Annotated in this window: 16 protein-coding genes; 11 read left to right on the top strand and 5 right to left on the bottom strand. The window is 72.6% G+C overall.

Annotated elements, in window-relative coordinates; all coding sequences use genetic code 11:
• The first annotated feature begins 5 nt into the window (after nucleotides 1-5).
• From ABZ911_RS34870 to ABZ911_RS34855, 4 genes are all read left to right on the top strand, one after another.
• Complete coding sequence (locus ABZ911_RS34870) at nucleotides 6-302, top strand: DUF2470 domain-containing protein (RefSeq protein ID WP_358065976.1); 297 nt, start codon at nucleotides 6-8, stop codon at nucleotides 300-302.
• A gap of 103 nt (nucleotides 303-405) precedes the next feature.
• Nucleotides 406-1293: an NAD(P)-dependent oxidoreductase gene (locus ABZ911_RS34865; protein ID WP_358065973.1), complete on the top strand. Its 888-nt coding sequence runs from the start codon at nucleotides 406-408 to the stop codon at nucleotides 1291-1293.
• Between the two features lie 339 nt (nucleotides 1294-1632).
• A complete protein-coding gene (locus ABZ911_RS34860; RefSeq protein WP_358065970.1) occupies nucleotides 1633-2046 on the top strand; it encodes a Fur family transcriptional regulator in 414 nt (137 codons plus the stop codon).
• A gap of 9 nt (nucleotides 2047-2055) precedes the next feature.
• On the top strand, nucleotides 2056-2994 hold the full coding sequence (locus tag ABZ911_RS34855) for a glycine cleavage T C-terminal barrel domain-containing protein (protein ID WP_358065967.1): 939 nt from the start codon (nucleotides 2056-2058) through the stop codon (nucleotides 2992-2994).
• Here ABZ911_RS34855 and ABZ911_RS34850 read toward each other — a convergent pair.
• Together ABZ911_RS34850 and dtd are read right to left on the bottom strand one after the other, a co-directional pair.
• Entirely contained in the window at nucleotides 2987-3844 is an 858-nt protein-coding gene (locus ABZ911_RS34850) for a hypothetical protein (protein ID WP_358065964.1), read from the bottom strand. The two genes, ABZ911_RS34855 and ABZ911_RS34850, sit on opposite strands and share 8 nt — an antisense overlap.
• 14 nt (nucleotides 3845-3858) lie before the next feature.
• Nucleotides 3859-4284, bottom strand: coding sequence for a D-aminoacyl-tRNA deacylase (gene dtd, locus ABZ911_RS34845; RefSeq protein WP_358065961.1), 426 nt, complete (start codon nucleotides 4282-4284; stop codon nucleotides 3859-3861).
• Between the two features lie 59 nt (nucleotides 4285-4343).
• Between dtd and ABZ911_RS34840 the strand changes: the two genes are divergently transcribed.
• Complete coding sequence (locus ABZ911_RS34840; RefSeq protein ID WP_358065958.1) at nucleotides 4344-5252, top strand: asparaginase; 909 nt, start codon at nucleotides 4344-4346, stop codon at nucleotides 5250-5252.
• A 38-nt stretch (nucleotides 5253-5290) separates the two neighbouring features.
• On the opposite strand, the gene ABZ911_RS34835 is transcribed toward ABZ911_RS34840, so the two are convergent.
• Together ABZ911_RS34835 and ABZ911_RS34830 are read right to left on the bottom strand one after the other, a co-directional pair.
• A complete protein-coding gene (locus tag ABZ911_RS34835) occupies nucleotides 5291-5875 on the bottom strand; it encodes an ankyrin repeat domain-containing protein (protein WP_358065956.1) in 585 nt (194 codons plus the stop codon).
• Nucleotides 5876-6125: 250 nt separating this feature from the next.
• Nucleotides 6126-6725: a heme-binding protein gene (locus ABZ911_RS34830; RefSeq protein ID WP_358065953.1), complete on the bottom strand. Its 600-nt coding sequence runs from the start codon at nucleotides 6723-6725 to the stop codon at nucleotides 6126-6128.
• A 148-nt stretch (nucleotides 6726-6873) separates the two neighbouring features.
• Between ABZ911_RS34830 and ABZ911_RS34825 the strand changes: the two genes are divergently transcribed.
• Both ABZ911_RS34825 and ABZ911_RS34820 read left to right on the top strand, forming a co-directional pair.
• Complete coding sequence (locus ABZ911_RS34825) at nucleotides 6874-7911, top strand: sensor histidine kinase (protein WP_358065950.1); 1038 nt, start codon at nucleotides 6874-6876, stop codon at nucleotides 7909-7911.
• Complete coding sequence (locus ABZ911_RS34820; RefSeq protein WP_358065947.1) at nucleotides 7908-8528, top strand: response regulator transcription factor; 621 nt, start codon at nucleotides 7908-7910, stop codon at nucleotides 8526-8528. The genes ABZ911_RS34825 and ABZ911_RS34820 overlap by 4 nt, the downstream gene beginning before the upstream one ends.
• Nucleotides 8529-8557: 29 nt before the next feature.
• On the opposite strand, the gene ABZ911_RS34815 is transcribed toward ABZ911_RS34820, so the two are convergent.
• A complete protein-coding gene (locus tag ABZ911_RS34815) occupies nucleotides 8558-10162 on the bottom strand; it encodes a DUF2207 domain-containing protein (protein WP_358065944.1) in 1605 nt (534 codons plus the stop codon).
• 147 nt (nucleotides 10163-10309) lie between these two features.
• On the opposite strand from ABZ911_RS34815, the gene ABZ911_RS34810 reads away from it, so the two are divergent.
• The 4 genes from ABZ911_RS34810 to ABZ911_RS34795 all read left to right on the top strand — a co-directional run bounded on the left by ABZ911_RS34810 (nucleotide 10310) and on the right by ABZ911_RS34795 (nucleotide 18278).
• Complete coding sequence (locus tag ABZ911_RS34810) at nucleotides 10310-12223, top strand: hypothetical protein (protein WP_358065941.1); 1914 nt, start codon at nucleotides 10310-10312, stop codon at nucleotides 12221-12223.
• Complete coding sequence (locus ABZ911_RS34805) at nucleotides 12216-14069, top strand: TOMM precursor leader peptide-binding protein (RefSeq protein ID WP_358065938.1); 1854 nt, start codon at nucleotides 12216-12218, stop codon at nucleotides 14067-14069. Before ABZ911_RS34810 ends, ABZ911_RS34805 begins: the two co-directional genes overlap by 8 nt.
• 83 nt (nucleotides 14070-14152) lie before the next feature.
• Nucleotides 14153-15856 carry a SagB family peptide dehydrogenase gene (locus ABZ911_RS34800; RefSeq protein ID WP_358065935.1) on the top strand — a complete coding sequence of 568 codons (1704 nt, stop codon included), beginning with the start codon at nucleotides 14153-14155 and terminating at the stop codon, nucleotides 15854-15856.
• Nucleotides 15857-15941: 85 nt separating this feature from the next.
• Nucleotides 15942-18278: a lantibiotic dehydratase gene (locus ABZ911_RS34795; RefSeq protein ID WP_358065932.1), complete on the top strand. Its 2337-nt coding sequence runs from the start codon at nucleotides 15942-15944 to the stop codon at nucleotides 18276-18278.
• Nucleotides 18279-18288: the final 10 nt, after the last annotated feature.

The raw sequence follows: 18288 nt of genomic DNA, 5'->3' as shown, positions 1-18288 counted from the left end.
CGGCTATGAGCACCCCTTTCACCCCTGACGTGGTCGACGCGATCAAGCGTCACATGAACGACGACCACGCTGCCGACGCCCTGCTGATCGTGCGGGGGCTCGGCGACCGCCCGGACGCGACCGAGGCGACGACCAGTGACGTCGACGCCGAGGCCATCGAGTTCACGATCGACGGCGGCGAGCGGGTCAGGGTGCCGTGGGGCGAGCGGCTGACCGAGCGGCCCCAGGTGCGCAAGGCGGTCGTCAGGCTCTACAACGAGGCGTGCGCCAGGCTGGGCGTGCCCGCCCGCGGCGAGCACTGATCGTCCGTGCCGGGTACGGCGGGCCGTACCCGGCACCACACTGGGTCTTCTCACTCCGGGCGGGTCGGTGCATGCTAGGGACACCCTGCGGAGGGAGATCGCGGTGAAACCACGGGCCCTGGTGCTCGCGCCCATGCGGGGAGCGGCGTGGGAGCGCTTCCAGGAGCTGGCGGAGGTCGTCTACGAACCCGGCGCGGAGCCGTATCCCGCGCGGGAGCTCGCGGACCGGCTGGCCGAGCTGAGGGCGCGCGTGCTGATCACCGAACGCGACGAGGTCCGCGGCCCGGTCCTGGACCAGCCCCTGCTGGCGGTCGGCTGCCCGCTGGACGACCTGTCCCATGTGGACCTGGCGGCGGCCACGGCGCGCCGCGTCCCGGTGCTGTGCGCGCCGGGGCGTGACGGCGACGCGGTGGCCGAGTTCGCGCTGTCGCTGCTGCTCGCGGTCAGCCGCCGGCTGGTGGTGGCCGACCGGATGGTACGGCAGGGCCTGCCGTACGCCATGGACCACAAGGCCTGGGAGCTGGCCGGCCGGACGATCGGCATCCTCGGCCACGGCGCCGCGGCCCAGGCGCTGGCCTGGCGGATGACCGGGCTGCGGATGCGGGTGGTGAGCCAGGACTCGGGGCACTCGGTGGACACGGTGCTGGCGGTCTCCGACATGGTCGTGGTGATCTCGCCGGGCGTGCCGGTGGACTTCGGGCTGATGAAGCCGGGGGCGGTGCTGGTGCACACGGCGGCGCCGTACGACCTGGAGGGGCTGGTCGGCGCGCTGAAGACCGGGCATCTGGGCGGGGCGGCGCTGGATCGGCCGGTCGAGCCGCGGCATCCGCTGGCCGACATGGACAACGTGGTGCTGGCGCCGGGGATCGGCGGGGCGACCTACGACACCGAGCTCAATCAGTCGCGCATGATCTGTGAGGATCTGGTGCGCATCTTCGGCGGGGAGACGCCGGTGCACTGCGCCAATCCCGAGGCGCTGGCGGGGGAATGAGAAGGGCCCCTGGCGCACTCCGCCTGTGATCAGGCGGGCTGGATGGACCACGGACGGATTCGATGATCCGCCCTCCAGCTACCAGGGGCCCCGGTGGTTGCCTCGTATTCGCCGAACGGCGCGAGACGTCCAGACCAGGTCCGGCATCCGCATCCGGTTAGCGGACAGCCACCTCGCTAGTCCAACTATGAATAACCATTTCTTGGACCACCTCCTTTCGGCGTGCTTGTACGCTATGAAACATCCCGAAGCCGCGCAAACGCTTTTTAGACGCGCTTGGCAGCAAGCTGTCTCATTCTGAACGGGTAACCGATTGATGAGCGGCCGTAGACTCAAGGCATGACCGAGACGTCGTGGCACGAGGAACTCCGCGCCAAGGGGTATCGCGTGACCCCACAGAGGCAGCTGGTGCTCGAAGCGGTCAAGGAGCTCGAACACGCCACCCCGGAGGAGATCTGCGCCAAGGTCCGGCAGACCGCGCGCGGAGTCAACATCTCCACCGTCTACCGCACCCTGGAACTGCTCGAAGAGCTCGCCATGGTGACGCACACGCATCTCGGGCACGGCGCGCCGACCTATCACCTGGCCGCCGACGCCGACCACGTGCACCTGGTCTGCCGGGGCTGCGGCGAGGTGGGCGAGGTCGGGCCGGAGATGGTCGAGGGGCTGGTCAAGGGCCTGGACGACCAGCTCGGCTTCGCCGCCGACGTGCACCACCTGACCGTCTTCGGGCTGTGCCGCGACTGCAGATAGCCTGAGGGCATGCGTAGCCCTCTGCTCGATCTTCCCGGCGCCGTCGCGGCCGACGGTCCGGACGCCGATGTCGCCGGGCACTACGGTGACCTGTTCGCCGAGCAGCGTGCGCTGCTCAAGGACGAGGCGGTCGTCGACCGCAGCAACCGCGAGATCATCCGCGTCACGGGGGCCGACCGGCTGAAATGGCTCAACGACCTCACCTCGCAGAAGCTCGACGACCTCGCCCCCGGGGTGTGGACGCAGACGCTCGTCCTCGACCTGCAGGGCCGCGTGGAGCACCACCTGACGCTGGTGGACGACGGCAGCGCCGTGCTGGCCCACGTCGATCCGGGCACGTCGGCGGCGCTGATCGACTACCTCGACCGGATGCGGTTCATGCTGCGCGTGGAGGTGTCGGCCGCCGACGACCTCGCGCTGCTGTCCACCGCTACCGAGGACCTCTTCGTGCCGCGCGCCGAGCTGGCCGAGCACCTGGGACGGCCGCTGGCGGGGCTGTGGGCGTACGAGGCGCTGCGGATCGAGGGGCACCGGCCGCGGCTCGGGTTCGAAACCGACCACAAGACGATCCCGCACGAGGTGGGCTGGATCGGCGTGGCCGTACACCTGACCAAGGGCTGCTACCGGGGGCAGGAGACGGTCGCCCGCGTGCACAACCTCGGGCACCCGCCGCGTCGGCTGGTCTTCCTGCACCTCGACGGCAGCGTCGACACCCTGCCGCCGCACGGCGCGCCCGTCACCTACGACGGCGTGCAGGTGGGGACGGTCGGCTCGGCGGCCCGCCACCACGAGTTCGGGCCGATCGCGCTGGCCGTGGTCAAGCGGACGGTTCCGGTGGACGCTCCGCTGCTCGCGGGCGGGGTGGCGGCGGCTCAGGAGGTCATCGTGCCGCCGGACGCCGGGCGCAACGTGTCCATCGACCCGGCGCTGCGCCGCCGCATCAAGTAGCCGCCCGCAGGTAGTGGGCCCAGTAGCCCTGCCACGGGCCGTAGTGGTCGGCGAGCGCCCTCAGCCGCTCGTCCGGCAGCGGGCCGTAGATCCGGCTCGCCGACCGCCGCAGCTCCTTGTCCACGAGCGTCTCCTCCATCCTGCCGAGGCCCCTGACCAGGATGAAGGAGGCCGACCAGGCGCCGATGCCGGGCAGGCCCAGCAGGAACGCCCTGACCTCCGGGTGCGGGGCGGTCCGCAGGAACGTCTCGTCGACCTCGGCCCAGCCGCGCAGCGCGGCGTGCAGGCGTTGGGCCTGCCGGGCGTTGCGGACCAGGGCGGCCAGCCGGTCGGCGGGCAGCGACAGGAGCTGCTCCAGGTCCGGGAAGGCGTGGTACGTCACGCCGTCGAGCTCCAGGGAGTTGCCGAACTCCGCGACGATCGACTGCTTGGCCTTGGCCGCGACCGGCAGGGCGGTGCGCTGGCACAGGATCGACCAGACCAGGTTCTCCAGCGGGGAGGGGAACTTGACCTGGTGGTAGCCGTACAGCTCGTCGATCACCGGCGCGAACGCCTCGTCGTCCTTGCCCAGCTCGTAGAAGGCGGCGAGGTCGTCGGCCAGGCTCAGGTGGAAGCTCAGCCGGTCGGCCGCCTCGGCCTCCGGGAACGGCGTGGCGGCGTGCAGTTCGCAGGCCAGGCCGTCCTGGCCGTCGGCGGTGAGCCTGGCGACCACGGTGGTGCCGCCCGCCCGTAGCGCCTTGGTCAGGTCCGTCGTCGTGATCCGCTGCTCGCCCGCGGTCGGGGGGAAGCGGTTGAGGAATCTCAAGGAGGCGGAGAAGTCGAAGGGGGCGGACGCGGGGAGAGTGGTCATCGATCCTCCATCTGTCAGAGGTCGAGGACCAGGGTGATCGGGCCGTCGTTGACCAGGGAGACCTTCATGTCGGCGCCGAAGCGGCCGGTCTCGACGTGGGCGCCCAGGGCTCTCAGTTCGCCGACCACCGCGTCGACCAGCGGTTCGGCGACCGGGCCTGGGGCGGCGGCCTGCCAGGTGGGGCGTCTGCCCTTCCTGGTGTCGCCGTACAGCGTGAACTGGCTGATCACCAGCAGTGGAGCGGAGATGTCCGAGCAGGACTTCTCGCCGTCCAGGATGCGCAGGCCCCAGAGTTTGGCGGCCAGCTTGCGCGCCTCGGCGGGGGTGTCGGTGTGCGTGACGCCGACCAGGACGAGCAGCCCAGGCTCGCTGATCGCGCCGACCGTCTGGCCCTCGACCACCACTGACGCGGAACTCACCCGTTGTACGACTGCTCGCATGACATCCCATTCTGGCGTAGGCGGCGACGTCCGTAGACTCATCGCGAAAGGGGAGTGTTATGTCGCTTGTTGTCGAGGTTGTCCGGTCGGGGTTCGTGGAGTCGACCCATCGGGCGAGGATGCTCACCGTGGACGCGGCGGGTACTCCCGTCCGGGTGCACGGGCCCGTGGACGCCATCGCCTCGCCGCGCTCCTCGATGAAGCCGCTCCAGGCGCTCGGCATGCTCCGTCACGGGCTCGACCTCGACGGTGAGCTGCTCGCGCTGGCCTGCGCGTCGCACGCCGGGGAGGTGTTCCACGTCGAAGGGGTCAAGAGGATCCTCGTGGGGGCCGGGCTGGACGAGGGCGCGCTGCGCTGCCCCGAGGACTACGCCGAGGACCGGGCCGCTTCCGGCAAGGCGCGGATCTTCATGAACTGCTCGGGCAAGCACGCCGCCATGCTCGCCACCTGCGCCGCGAACGACTGGGCCCTGGAAACGTACCTCGACCCGGGGCACCCGCTGCAGCGCGCGATCCGGGGCACCGTGGAGGAGCTGACCGGTGAGCGGGTGGCCGCCACCGGGGTCGACGGCTGCGGCGCGCCGCTGTTCTTCGTCTCGATGGTCGGGGTCACCCGGGCCTTCCGGGCCTTCCCGCTCGGCGGGGGCGAGGAGCGGCGGATCTTCGACGCCATGCGCGCCCACCCCGAGTGGACCTCCGGCACGCGCCGGCCCGAGGCGGCGCTCATGCGGGCGATCCCCGGGCTGATGGTGAAGGCGGGCGCGGAGGGGTTCGACGCGTTCGTCCACGAGGACGGCAGGGCCGGCACGGTCAAGATCGAGGACGGCTCCTCCCGCGCCCGCGTCCCGGTCACGGTCGCCGCCCTCCGCACTCTCGGCCTGACCGCCCCCGGCGACCTCGCCACCACCCCATTGCTCGGCGGCGGCCACCCGGTCGGCGAGGTACGCCTGGCCCTCGCCGACTCCTGAGCCACAGCCGTACGCGAAATCCCGGCCGACAGCCGGGATCAGGCTGCTCGTAGGATCCTGGCGACCTCGGTCTGGCCCTTGCTCTCCGCGTGCTCCAGGGCGGTCACGCCGTCCTTGTCGGCCAGCGCCGGGTCGGCGCCCGCGGCGAGCAGCAGCTTGACGATCTCCTGGTACGGCTCCGAGCCATCTCCCAGGATGACCGCCTCCAGCAGCCCGGTCCACCCCAGGTTGTTGACGTGGTCGACCTTGATGCCGGTCTTGAGCACCTCGCGGACGTAGTCGACATGACCCCGCTCGCACGCCGGGATCAGCGAGATGCCGCCGTAGCGGTTCCTGATCGTCAGGTCCGGCTTGGCGGGCAGCAGTGCCCGCATCATCGCCACGCTGCCCGTCACGCCGGTCACCAGCCACGGGGTGTCCTGCTGGGCGTCCTGGGCGTTGGGGTCGGCACCGGCGGCGACCAGGATCTCGGCGACCTCCACATGGTCGGCGGCGGCGGCCAGCAGCAGCGCGGTGCGCCGCTGGCTGTCACGGGCCTCCAGATCGGCCCCCTCGGTGACGGCCTCCCTGACGGCAGCGGCGTCCCCAAGGGCGGCAGCGGTGAGTAGTTGTCCGTTGAGCACAGTTGATCCTTTCATGCTCGTCCTGACCGCTTCTGCGGGGGGACTGACCGGCCTGCCCGCTTCCTCGGCAGGAGAGGCACACGCCGCCGCGGCCAGAACGAGCGCCACCAGAAGGGCCGCGCTTCGGTACATGCCGCTCCCCTTTCCGTGGTGTGGCCGGGCTGGTCGCCCTTCCATAGTGCGTGGTCAGGTCCACTGCCCGGTCCGTGATAGGGGGTCGGTCCGGCTGCCGCTGGGGTCCGGTTTGGGGTTAGCCGAGTTGTCCGGCGACCGCCTTCAGGCCGGCCTGGGCGATGGTCTCGTCGATGGCGCCGCTGGGCGCGCCGCCGACGCCGATGCCCGCGATCGGCGCGCCGCCGGACACGACGGGGACACCGCCGCCCAGGAAGAGCGTGCCGGGAATGTCGGAGATGTTCGGCGCGTCACCGCTGGCCCCGCCGCTCAGCTCGCTCGTCGCCTTCCCGAACGACACGGCAGTGAACGCCTTGCGCCTGGCCGACTCCTCGGTCTGCGGCCCGGCGCCGTCACCCTTGAGGATCAGGCGGGTCGCCCCCGACCGATCCACGATCGCCACCGTCACCCGCTGCTTCTGCTTGGCGGCCTCCTGCTGCACGGCCTCCGCGATCTTGAGCGCGGCATCGGCGGTCAGGACACTGCTCTGGGTGACGGCGGACGCCGCCGCCCCGGCCTGCGCGACCACGGCCGTCCCACCCTGCGTGGCGGCAAGGGTAACCCCGGCCTGGGCGGCGCCGGGCGTGGCAGCAGTCGCGCCGGTCTGGGTGGCGGTCACCCCGCCGACGACGGCGAGGGCGGCAAGGGCGGCAGTAGCGGTACCGATCTTGAAGTTCATGGGTTACTCCAGTTCAGGGCGTTGTCGGTACCTTCAGGTTGGCGGCCGAAGAGGTGCCCGCCATCGGGCCACCGGTCGACGGGCAGGTCAACCGATCGGTTGATGTGACCCCAGACCGGGCGGGGTATCTCTTGGACGGGGAGGGCAAATGGAACGCATCTGGCTGAACGGCGCCATGCACGCCGGCTTCTTCCTGCTGCTCGCCGCCTCAGCCTCCCGCCTGGTCGTCAGGCACCAGCTCGACGCCAGGACGATCGCCTCCCTCGCCCTCGCGGGCCTGCTCGCCGCGCTCTACGCCGCCGGAGTCGCCCTCTGGGACCGCCTGGGGCACCGGGGACGGCTGGTCTGGCTGGCCATGGTGCTCGCCGGATGGCTGGTGCTGGTCGAGCTGGCCCCGTCGTTCAGCTGGTGCGCGGTGCCGCTGCTGTTCGTCTGCCTGAGGTTGCTCACGTTGCGGACGACGATCCTGGCGGCGGCCGTACTCACGATGGCCGTGATTGTCGCCCAGATCAGCCTCGCCGACCGGTTCGACCCCAGCCTGGTGCTGGCGCCGATCGCGGTGGCCGCGATGACCGTGGTGATCTTCTGGGAGTTGCGCAAGGCGGGCATCCTGCAGGAGCGGGAACGGCTGTCCCGGGAGATCCACGACACTCTCGCCCAGGGCCTGACCAGCCAGCGCATGCTGCTGCAGGCCGCCGACCGGGTCTGGGAGGGCAACCCGGGCCAGGCCCGCGAGTACGTCAGGAAGGCCACCGAGGCCGCCGGGGAGAACCTCGACGAGGCGCGCCGGTTCGTCAGGGACCTCGGCCCGGCCGACCTGGCGGAACGGTCGCTGCCCGACGCGCTGCGGGCGATGGCCGGGGAGTTCCGCCAGGAGGGCAGGGAGTATCCCTTGGAGCCGAAGACGCAGGCCGTACTGCTGAGGGTGGCGCAGGGGGCGCTGGCGAACACGCGGGAGCACGCGCGGGCGGGCCGGGTGATCGTCACCCTGTCGTACCTCGAAGGGGAGGTGACGCTGGACGTGTTCGACGACGGGGTCGGTTTCGACCAGGCTCGGCGCGAGCCGGGACGTGGGTACGGGCTGCGCGGGATGCGTGACCGGCTGGCCGAGGTCGGCGGCACACTGGTGGTGGAGAGTGTGCCCGGTGAGGGCACCGCGGTGGCGGCGAGGATCCCGACGCGATGAGGCTGTTCCTGGTCGACGACCACCCGGTGGTCAGGGCGGGGCTCGCGGCGCTGGTCGGCGGCGAGCCCGACATGGAGATCGTGGGCGAGGCCGCCAACGCCGCCGACGCGCTCAGGGGGATCGCGCTCCGGCGGCCCGACGTGGTGCTGATGGACCTGCGACTCGGCGACGGCCCCGACGGTGTCGAGGCCACCAGGAAGGTGCGCGAGCTGCCGGACCGGCCGCAGGTCCTGGTGTTGACCACGTACGAGACCGACGCCGACATCGTCCGCGCCATCGACGCCGGAGCCACCGGGTACGTCCTCAAGGCCTGCCCGCCCGACGAGCTCTTCCAGGCGATCAGGACCGCGGCCAGGGGAGAGACCGCGCTCTCGCCGAAGGTCGCCACCCGCATGCTGCGCCGCCTGCGCGACCCGGGACCCGCGCTGACCGCCAGAGAGATCGAGATCCTCCAACTACTGGCCAAGGGCGCGGGCAACAAGGAGATCGCCAGAACCCTGTACATCACCGAGGCCACGGTCAAGACCCACCTCGTGCACGTGTACGGCAAGCTCGGCGTCGACACCCGCACCGCCGCCGTCACCGCCGCGGTCGAACGCGGCCTCATCCGCCTATGACGGCACGATGGGCCGCCACCGACGAAGTGCTAAAGCGAGCGGAACTGCCTGGTCGAGGAGATCGCCCCCGAGGTCGTGGTGGTGAACGTGCGCATCGACCCGGCGAACTTCGACAGGTCCCACTCGGCCGGACCGTGGTACCAGTACAGGTTGTCGGCCGGGCGGCCGTTGCCGGTGACCGAGGCCACCACCCGCGACCAGTGCTCCACCCCGTCGAAGATCACCGCGTACGGCAGGTAGCGGGAGAACAGCTCCACCCGCTGCGCCTCGGGCACGTGACCGAGCTCACCGGAGAGCAGGTACTGCCGGAAGCCGAGCGTGTGCGCCAGCGCCGCCGAACCCTTGGCGGTCTTGGCCGGCATGTACTGCCCGCCCACCGCCAGCCCGGCCCCCGCGATGATCACGCCGAGCCCGATCAGCGCGTAGGTGGTGAACCAGGCCAGCGCCACGGTCCCGGCCAGCCCGAGCACGCACAGCACGACGCCGACGGTCGTCCAGCGCCCGCGCACGGTGTCCGGGCGGCGGGCGAACCAGCCCTGGCGGACCACGTCGGCGTACAGCGCGTCGCGCACCTTGCCGAGGTGCTGGGCGAACGAGCCGGACAGCTGCGACAGCAGCACCGCGTCGCGTCCCTCGAAGATGGCGTCATAGAGCGCCCGCTCGTAGGGGAGCAGCGCGTCGACCGGCGCGGCCGGCTTCTTCACCAGCAGCCAGTCCGGGGCGTCGTACGTCTGCCGGGGCTGCTCGTCGATCAGCAGGTAGCCGCGTACCGCCAGGTCCACGATCGTCGCGGTCACGTCGACCACGTCGGCCTGCTCGTCGACGAGGGTGCCGATCTGGCCTGGCCGTACCCCGTCCGGTGGGGAGAAGTGGCCGTTCTGCAGGCCGTCGATCGCGCTTGACTCGTGGCCGACCACGCGGGCGTCCCGGCCGCGGGTCCAGTAGACGACGCCGAAGGCGCCGAGCAGCAGCACGAGCAGGCCGCCGAGGGCGCCGCCGGTGACCGGGGTCAGCGCGAAGGCGCCGAGCAGGGAGAAGCGGCGCTCCAGGATCGGGGTGCCGCCGCTGGCGCCCTTCGGGTAGCCGACCACCACGGTCAGCGCCTGGTTCGCGGCCAGGCCCTGCTGCTCGAAGTCGGCCTGGGTGCCCGTGTGGTCCATCGACGCCGCGGTGCAGCCGATGGCCGAGGTCAGCTCGCCGGCGAAACAGGACAGGTTCTGGATCATGCCGGGGCCGGTGACCTTCACCGTGGCCTTCTCGACGGGGACGTTCCAGCCGGAGACCGCGAACCAGCGCAGCTCCTCGATGTCGCCGAGCTGCGCGACCGCGCCCTTGACGTCGTACTCGACCGTGCCGTCCTTCGTGGTGAGCACGTCGCCGGTCAGCGTGCCGCCCTTGACGCCGGAGATCTGGTAGAGCCGGTCGCTGGTGTCGTCGTGGCGGGTCCTGGTGAAGAAGGTGCGCTTGATCTCGCCCCCGGCACCGCTGATCTTCTCCGTCACGTGCAGCACGCCACCCTTGCCGAGCTCCAGCGTCACTTCGGCGGTGATCGCTTCGGCGGCGTGCGCGGGGGAGGCGGTCATCGCCAGTGCGGTGGCGCAGAGAGCGGCCAGCGCGAGCCTGATTCCCGTCATGGCCGGAAATCGTATCGGTTGGAGTCTCTCGCGGAAGTGGTACCGGTCTGACCTGGCCGTTTCACCAGCCGTTTACCTCAGCCGCAGATTGTGGCTGGAGGGGGTCGGGCAGGTGTGCTGTGTCCAGTGGGGCTTGAGGGGAGAACGATGCGGCCACGTCTGCTGGAACACGTGCGATACGTGGAGTCCGAGGACGGCGTCTACGTCCAAGGGGATCACGGCGCGTGCACGATCGTGGGGCGGCACAGCTACGCGTGGATGTCCCGGCTCGCGCCGCTGCTGACCGGCGAGCACACCCTGGGCGAACTGGTCGCGCCGCTGTCGGCGGAGCGGCGGGAGATGGTCGAGCGGCTGGTCGAGGCCCTGGTGGAGCAGCGGCTGGTGACCGACGCCCAGGACGAGGAGCCGCACACGCTGGCGGCCGACGAGTGCGAGGTCTACGCGCCGGAGATCGCGTTCGTCCGGTACGCCGCGGGGTCGGCCGAGCGGAGGTTCGAGCGGCTGCGGGAGGCGCGCGTCGCCCTGTTCGGCGGGGGGCCGGTGCTGGCCGCGCTGGTGGAGGCGGGGGTGCGGTCGGGGTGGCGGGACGTGCGGGTGATCGATACCGGGGAGGTGCCCGCCGATCTGGTGTCGGCCGCGGAGCGCGGGCGGCGGGACGCGGCGCAGGCCGTACGGGTGCTGGAGGGTGTCGATCCGCGGGCGATGTTCGCGGACGCGGACGTGGTGTTGCACGTCTGCGAAGGCGACGAGGTGGGGGAGCCGGCCCGGGTGGGGCGGGCGTGCGCGCGGCAAGGGGTGGCGCTGGGGCAGGTCTGGGTGCGGCGGGAGGAGGCCTGGCTCACGCCCGTGTCGGCCGCGGAGACCGAGTCGTGCTGGCGGCGGCTGGCCGCTCTGCCGTACCAGGAGTCCGGCGAGGACGGCGCCTGGCTGACCGGCGCGGTGCCCGCCGTTCTCGCGGCCCAGCTGGCTCTGTCGTGCTTCGAGCACCTCACCGGTACGGCCCGCGCGGCGAAGCAGCCCCACCTGACCCGCGTGGACCTGCGCACCCTGGACACCCGGCGGCATCGGCTCCACACCTGCTCACTCGCCGCACCTCAGGGAAAGGCCGCCTCCGCCGAGGCCGAGCGACTGGCCGGTGCCGCTCCGGTCGCCGCTGCGGACCTGCTCGACCAGGTGTCCCGGTATGTCGATCCGCGGACCGGGGTGCTGGGCTCGCTGGACGAGGAAGGGCTGGTGCAGACGCCGCTCGCGGTGTGCCGGAGCACCGTCTCCGACCCGGGCGGCGTGCTGCCCGCCTGGTCGGCCGCCCCGGCCGTGTACGGCTGGGGCCACTCGCGTGAGGAGGCGCGGCTCCGGACGACGCTCGCGGCCCTCGCCACCTACCAGTGGCTGGCCACCGGCGGCCGTGACCCGTGGTGGGGCGTGCACCCGGTCAGCGGCCACGCACAGGCCGTGCCCGCGCCGCTGAGGGGACCGGCTGAGGAGGAACCGGCAGAGGTGCCCACGCTGCTGCGGGGGTCGGGTGTGTGTCGGCCGCCGCTGGCGGGCGTGTACCGGGCGCCGGTCGGGGTGGCCGCCGGGTTGTCCTGGGCGGAGGCGGTCGCGGCTGGGCTGGCGCAGCACTGCGACGCGTACCTGAGGGAGGTGGACCACGCCGCGTTCCCCGTCGTCGCGCCCGTGGCGGAGGTCTCGGACCTCGTGGAGCTGCTGGAGGCGGCTGGGGAGCGGGTCGAGATCCGCGATCTCACCCAGGTGCTCGGCCTGCCCGCCTACGCCTTCCTGGCCGGGGGGCGGGCTCGTACCGCCTGCGCGATGACGGCGGCCGGGGCGATGCGGCGCGGGCTGGAGCGGGTGCTGCTCGCCTGGCAGTCGCGTACCGAGCGGCAGCCGTCCTACGCGGACCCGCCCGCCCTATGGCCGGAGGACGACCTGGACGGCAAGGCCCTGGCGGAGGCGTTGGCCGGGGTGGGGCGCGTGCCCGTGGCGGTGCCCCTGGGCGGGGATGCGGAGGTGGCGCGGCTCCTGCCGTTCACCGCCTGGGTGGTGTGCCGCGATGCCTGACCCTCAAAGCCCACCGGCAGGACTGCTCGGCTCGGGGCGGTTGCGCGATGCCCTGGCGGTGGCTCTGCCGTCGGTCGTGCCCCAGGGGGACGCGCTGGTCGTGGCCGCCGACGACGCGGGGGGCGACTATCGCGAGGCCCGGGCCCGCGGTCTGCCGTGGCTGCCGGTGCGGGTGGAGGAGGGCTGGGTGCTGGTCGGCCCTGCCGTACACCCCGCCGAGCCGGGGTGCGCCACCTGCGCGGCGCGGCGGCGGGACGGCAACTGGCCGCACGCCGCCGCCCGCCGGGCGCTCGGGCAAGGCCGGCCGAACGGTCTGCTGACGCCGGTCCTGACCGCGACGGTCGCCGCGCTGGTGGCCGGGGAACTCGGGTCCGGCTTCGCGCGCACCCGTGGCGCGCTGCTGCGGATGTCGGTACGCACCGGCGCGATCACCCGGCACCCGCTGGCACCCGACCCGCTCTGCCCGGACTGCGCGGACCTGCCCGAAGACCGTCCGGTACGGCTGTGCCTGGGCCCTTCCCCCAAGCCGGACCCGAAGATCTTCCGCACCCGGCCCCTGCCCGACGGCCTGGAGGAGCGCTACGTCGACCCGGAGACCGGGCTCATCGGATCGATGGGAGTGACCATTCGAGGGAGCCTGCCCACGGCGGTCGCCCGGCTCACCCCCGGCAGGAGAGGGGACGACAGCCGGCACGGGTACGGGCGGGCCGGGGACTTCCGTTCCGCTCGCCGTACCGCGATCGCCGAAGCGCTGGAACGGTACGCGGGAGCGCGCCCGCGCGGGCGGGGCGGCGCCGTACGGGCCAGGTTCGCCGACATCGCCGGTCACGCGCTCGACCCGCGCACGCTGGGCCTCTACCCGGACGAGTGGTACGACCAGCCGGGCTTCGGCTGCACCCGGTTCGACCCCGAGCAGCAGGCGCGGTGGGTGTGGGGCTACTCCTTCGCCGCCCAGCGCCCCCTGCTCGTGCCGCTGACCTGCGCCTACCACGGCACCGAACCCGGCTGGGCCTACGACTGCTCCAACGGCGCGGCACTCGGCGGCGACCTCACCGAAGCGATCTTCCACGGCCTCCTGGAGATCGCCGAACGCGACGCCTTCCTGATGACCTGGTACGGCATGCTGCCCCTCCCCAAGGCGGACCTGAACTCGGCGCAGGACCGGCGCATCCCCCTGGCCGCCGCCAGGGCCCTGCGGGTGGCGGGGTACGAGCTGATGGCCTTCGCGATGCCGATGGAGCAGCGGGTGCCCGCGTTCTGGGCCATGGCCGTCGACCGGGTCGGCGGTCCTGGACGCCCGCACACCCTGTGCGCGGCCGGGGCCCACCCCGACGCGGAGCAGGCGCTGCGCTCGGCCCTGTACGAGCTGCTGCCGTCGGTCGGGGCGCTCACCGGCCGATATGACGCCGAGGCCGCGGCGGCCATGCTCGCCGACCCCGACCTGGTACGCGAGATGGACCACCACCGCCTGCTCTACTGCCACCCGGACGCCTATCCGCGCCTGAGCTTCCTCCCGGCCGACGACCCCGGCCACCCGCTGGAGCGGCTCACCGACCCGTGGCCGGACCACGACGATCTGGCGGACGACCTGACCGAACTGCTGAGCCGCTACCTGTCCACCGGTCTCGACGTGATCGCCGTCGAGACCACCACCCCGGAACTGCGCGCGGGCGGTTTCGCCTGCGCCAAGGTCATCGTGCCGGGCACGCTCCCGATGACCTTCGGCCACCGCTACCGCCGCACCCACGGCCTCTCCCGCCCCCTGACCGTCCCCCACCTCCTCGGCCACCGCCCCCACCCCCTCACCCCAGCCGACCTCAACCCACACCCCCACCCCTTCCCATGATCACCAACCCACACCACGAAGAGTGGGGAAAGGCGATCTCTCACGACGAGTGTGGTGAGGCGACTCGTCGCTACCTCAAGGCCGTGGATGAGCGCGAGCCGCTCCCGATCGACTGGACCGCGGCCCCGCCCCGCTACAAGCGCTACCCGGGGGCCGCCCGCATTGTCTTGAACGACCCGAGTGCCCCCCGCGTCGGCTTGGCCGTCCCCTCGGCTGTCCGTGCCGACCTGGAATGCGCGGAGGCCAGCCGTTCCGGCAGGGCGTGGGTAGGTGAAATGCTGCGCGGACTGCTCGGCCTGACCCGGATCGGCTGGCGGCACCCGCACGACGAGATCGGTCGGCCCTTGGACGGACGGTCGTCGGTGACCATCGGCCGTCCGGTGCCCTCGGGTGGGGCGCTCTATCCGATCGAGGCATACCTGGCGACCGCCACCGCGCTGTGCCATTACGACGTGGTTCACCACGCTCTGGAGGTCGTCCGCGACGGCGACCACCGCAATACCCTCGGCGGCCTGCTCGCCCAGCCCCCGGCAGCGCTGCCGGAAGTGGTGCTGGTGCTGAGCGCGGTGTTCTGGCGGAACGGCTTCAAGTACGGCGACTTCGCCTACCGACTGCACTGCCAGGAGGTCGGCGTCCTCACCGCCCAGGCCCTGGCCCTGTCCGAGCCCCTCGGCCTCCAAACCACCGTCCACCTCGACTTCGACGGCCACACCACTGACCACCTCCTCAACCTGCCCCCATCCACCGAAAGCACCCTCGCCGTCCTCACCGTCTCCCCCCGCCCCACCGTCCTCACCGTCTCCCCCCGCCCCACCGTCCTCACCATCTCTCCCCGCCCCACACCGAAGCCCCCCACCGGCCCAGCGCCGGGGGCCGTTCGGGTGTCGGCTGGTCCTGCGCGCACAGTCGGGGAAACTCCCGGCACACCCAGCGGCCCGCCGCAGGCATTGGCCTCCCGGCTGCCGCATCTCGCCGCCCTGCACGCTGCCGCCCGGCGTACTCCTCACGCGCGCGCCGTTCCGCCGGCCGACCCGCTGCCGCCTCTGCCCGCGGGTCCCACCGTGATGCTGCCCGAGGCGGAGCCGGTGCGATTGGCGGACGGCGTCACCCGCCGGGCCTCGCCGGTGAACGGGTTCCGGCCGGAGGCACTGAACACCTCCGAACTGAGCCGGATTCTGGCCGCCGCCCATCCATCCCATCCAGCCCATCCGATCCAGCCGGTCGGCCTCGAACAAGACGGCCTCGGACGAGACGGTGTCCCGCAGGGCGGTGGCGGGGCGGGGTGGGCGACGGCCCCGTATGTGTTCGTGTTGCGGGTTACCGGTGTGGACTCCGGCGCCTACCGCTACGACCCCGGTCAGGGCGCGCTGCTAGGCGTCGGAGACCCGGACGCGGTGGCCATGCTCTCCGGCGGACGGTTCAACGCCAACACCCGCCACGGCCTGCGCACCGCGGCGGCGGCGATCGTCCCTGTGGGCGATCCACTCGCCGGAGTGGGGAGCTTCGGCGACCTGTGGTACCGCATCCAGCAGGCCGAGGCGGGTCTGGTCGTGCACCGCGCCGCACTCGCCGCAGCCGCGCTCGGCCGTACCGCGCGGATCCACTCCGACGGAGCCGCCCCCGCCACGGACGCGGCGCTGCGCCTGGCGGGCACGTCGTGGCGTGCTCTGAGCTTCCTCCTGGTAGGCGCCCCCCGCATGAACGGGCCGGTGCTCGGCATCGGCCGGACCGCACAGGGCGTGGAGACCACACCGGATCAACGTCGACCACCACCGGTCACGGCATGACCGAGATCGACGCGTCCCGCGCCGACCGCCAGTGAGCTGAACAACGCGGGTACGGCGTACCCGCCCCGAGGGAAAGGGGAGGCCGATGCCGGATGAGGTGTGCGGCGTCAGGGTGGCGGGGCTGCCGGTCGAGGCGCTCGACGGGCTGCGGTTCCGGCGGACCTGGACGCTGGTGGACGAGCTGGCCCACACCGGCGGATGGCTCGCCGGAGAGGGCGAGGCGATCTCCAAGGCGCTGCACCGCGTCATCGAGGAAGGCGAGCGGCCCGAGCTCAGGGCGCCGCTGGTCGCGTTGCGCCGGGCGGTGTACGCGGGCAGGCGGCCGGACACCCTGGAGCGGGTGCGGGACGCGCTGCCGGACGAGCTGGCCGGGCGGATCGCCACCTGGCGGGCGCGGCTGGAGCGGCAGGAGAGGGTGGCGGAGCTGCTGCCACGGGTGCTCGCCGACGAGCTGGCCGAGCGTACCGGCACGCTGCGGGAGGTGGTCGCCGACGAGGCGTTCCGGCGCGGCCTGGCCTTCTCCAGCCCCTACCTGTCGGGCGAGCTGGGCAGGTGGCTCGACGACCCGGCCGCGGTGCCGGGCAGGCCGGAGCTCCTGCGGCTGGCCAGGTATGTCGCGCGGGTGAGCGCCAAGACCAGCCCGTACGCCACCTTCACCGTCAGCGGGCTGGGCCGCTGGGGGTCCGGCGGCGAACCCGGCGAGCTGAGCTGGCGGGCGGTCGGCGAGTTCGATCTGGGTACGGTGCGCCGGATCTGGGAGCGCCTCGCCCACCGCCCGGAGCTGCGCTACGCGGTCGAGGTACGGGTCAACCCGAGCCTCGTCCACGACGAGGGCCGCCTGTGGTTCCTCGGCCCCGCGCCGGGCGAGCAACTGCTGAGCGTGCCCGCCGAGCCTGCCGTACTCGACCTGCTGGACCGGGTTCGAGGCGCCTCGCGGCCGACGCTCGGGATGGCGCCGGGCCCGCTGGACCAACTGCTGGAGATCGGGCTGGTGGAGCGGCGACGCCCGTTCGACGACCAGGCGGCCGATCCGCTCGGGGCGCTTCTGGCCTGGCTGGAGGGCGCGCTGCCCGAGCTGCCGGAGTTGTCCGGCCTGCGGGAGTTGCACGAGAAGGTGGCGGCGGGAGCCGTACCGGATCCAAGGCTGATCCGGGAGCTGACCGGCAGCATGCCGGTCAAGAACGTGTACCTGGACACCGCGGTCTGCCCGGAGGATCTGGCCGTCCGCGATCCTCAGGCGTGGCTGCCGGATCTGGACGCCGTCCGCCGCCTCCTCGGCCTGCTCGACCCCGACCTGCCCGCCAAGATCGCCGCGGCCGAGCTCTTCCTGCGCCTCCACGACTCCCACGACGAGGTCCCGTTCCTGCGCTTCTACCGCCAGGCCCAGGCCGTCTGCCCGGAGCCGCCCGACGCCCTCCCGGACCTTCCGCGGGTGCGCGAGCTGACCGGCCTGCGCCGGCACCTGTGGCAGACGCTGTACGGCATGCCCGAGGACGCCCGCGGCGTGATCACCGTCGAGAGCGAGCTGGTGGACAAGATGGCGTCCTCCTGGCCGGAGTACGTCCGCCCGCCCGGCTCGATCGCCTGCTACGGCCAGCCCGCCGGACCGGACTTCGTCCTCAACACCGTGTACTCCGGCTACGGCCGCCACGTCGCCAGGGTCCGGCACCTGCTCGGCGCTGAAGCACCGCCGGGCGGGCCGTTCCCGATCATCGAGTGCCTGGGCTCGTTCGGCAGGAACCTCAACCTGCGCCCGGCGTCGGCGAGGGGACTCGACTACCCATTCACCGTCACCGAGAATCCCCAGCTCAGCCTCGCGGACCTGCGCGTGACCCACAGCGGGGGTCGGCTGGTGCTGCGCGACGCGCACGGCGCCGAGGCACGCCCCGTCCACCTGGGCATGACCAGCCGGCTCATGCTGCCGCCCGCCTGGTCCTTCCTGATCAGCGTCTTCGGCGAGCCGCCCGTCGCGCTGCCGCCCCTCTGGCGACTCGACGCCGCGCCGGGCCAGGACCGGGTACGGCGCAGACCCCGGCTCCAGTTGGGCCGGATAGTGGTGACCCGCGCCCGCTGGACCATGCGCGCCGCCGAACTGCCCGTCCCGGACAAGGGCGAGCCGGACGCCGCCTACCTGGTCCGCCTGGCGAGCTGGCTGCGACGGCACGGCATCCCGAAGCGCTTCTTCGCCCGCGTCCTGCCATCGCGCCGGGACGCCGCCCGCAAGAACCGCAAACCGCTGTACATCGATGTCACCGACCACTTCCTGCTGCTGTCCCTGACCCGCTCGACCCGCGCCCCGGACGACCTGGTGGTGCTGGAGGAGGCGCTGCCCGACCCGGCCGCCGCCCCCGGCTACGGCCGGTACGGCCGACGGGTGACCGAGTACGTCCTCGCCGTGGACGACGCCGAGGACAGCCCGTGAACGACGCCGG

Origin of the sequence: Nonomuraea sp. NPDC046570, from assembly GCF_040645915.1 — a bacterium.
GTDB lineage: Bacteria > Actinomycetota > Actinomycetes > Streptosporangiales > Streptosporangiaceae > Nonomuraea.
Note: the sequence above shows the minus strand (reverse complement) of the source record. Positions and strands in the feature narration are given on the sequence as shown.

Bases quoted from the DNA above. Each gene is read 5' to 3' on its own strand.
- ABZ911_RS34840 (WP_358065958.1), top strand. From the start codon at position 4,344: ATGTCGCTTGTTGTCGAGGTTGTCCGGTCGGGGTTCGTGGAGTCGACC.
- ABZ911_RS34825 (WP_358065950.1), top strand. From the start codon at position 6,874: ATGGAACGCATCTGGCTGAACGGCGCCATGCACGCCGGCTTCTTCCTG.
- ABZ911_RS34815 (WP_358065944.1), bottom strand. From the start codon at position 10,162: ATGACGGGAATCAGGCTCGCGCTGGCCGCTCTCTGCGCCACCGCACTG.
- ABZ911_RS34855 (WP_358065967.1), top strand. From the start codon at position 2,056: ATGCGTAGCCCTCTGCTCGATCTTCCCGGCGCCGTCGCGGCCGACGGT.
- dtd (WP_358065961.1), bottom strand. From the start codon at position 4,284: ATGCGAGCAGTCGTACAACGGGTGAGTTCCGCGTCAGTGGTGGTCGAG.
- ABZ911_RS34795 (WP_358065932.1), top strand. From the start codon at position 15,942: ATGCCGGATGAGGTGTGCGGCGTCAGGGTGGCGGGGCTGCCGGTCGAG.
- ABZ911_RS34860 (WP_358065970.1), top strand. From the start codon at position 1,633: ATGACCGAGACGTCGTGGCACGAGGAACTCCGCGCCAAGGGGTATCGC.
- ABZ911_RS34810 (WP_358065941.1), top strand. From the start codon at position 10,310: ATGCGGCCACGTCTGCTGGAACACGTGCGATACGTGGAGTCCGAGGAC.
- ABZ911_RS34850 (WP_358065964.1), bottom strand. From the start codon at position 3,844: ATGACCACTCTCCCCGCGTCCGCCCCCTTCGACTTCTCCGCCTCCTTG.
- ABZ911_RS34830 (WP_358065953.1), bottom strand. From the start codon at position 6,725: ATGAACTTCAAGATCGGTACCGCTACTGCCGCCCTTGCCGCCCTCGCC.
- ABZ911_RS34805 (WP_358065938.1), top strand. From the start codon at position 12,216: ATGCCTGACCCTCAAAGCCCACCGGCAGGACTGCTCGGCTCGGGGCGG.
- ABZ911_RS34820 (WP_358065947.1), top strand. From the start codon at position 7,908: ATGAGGCTGTTCCTGGTCGACGACCACCCGGTGGTCAGGGCGGGGCTC.
- ABZ911_RS34870 (WP_358065976.1), top strand. From the start codon at position 6: ATGAGCACCCCTTTCACCCCTGACGTGGTCGACGCGATCAAGCGTCAC.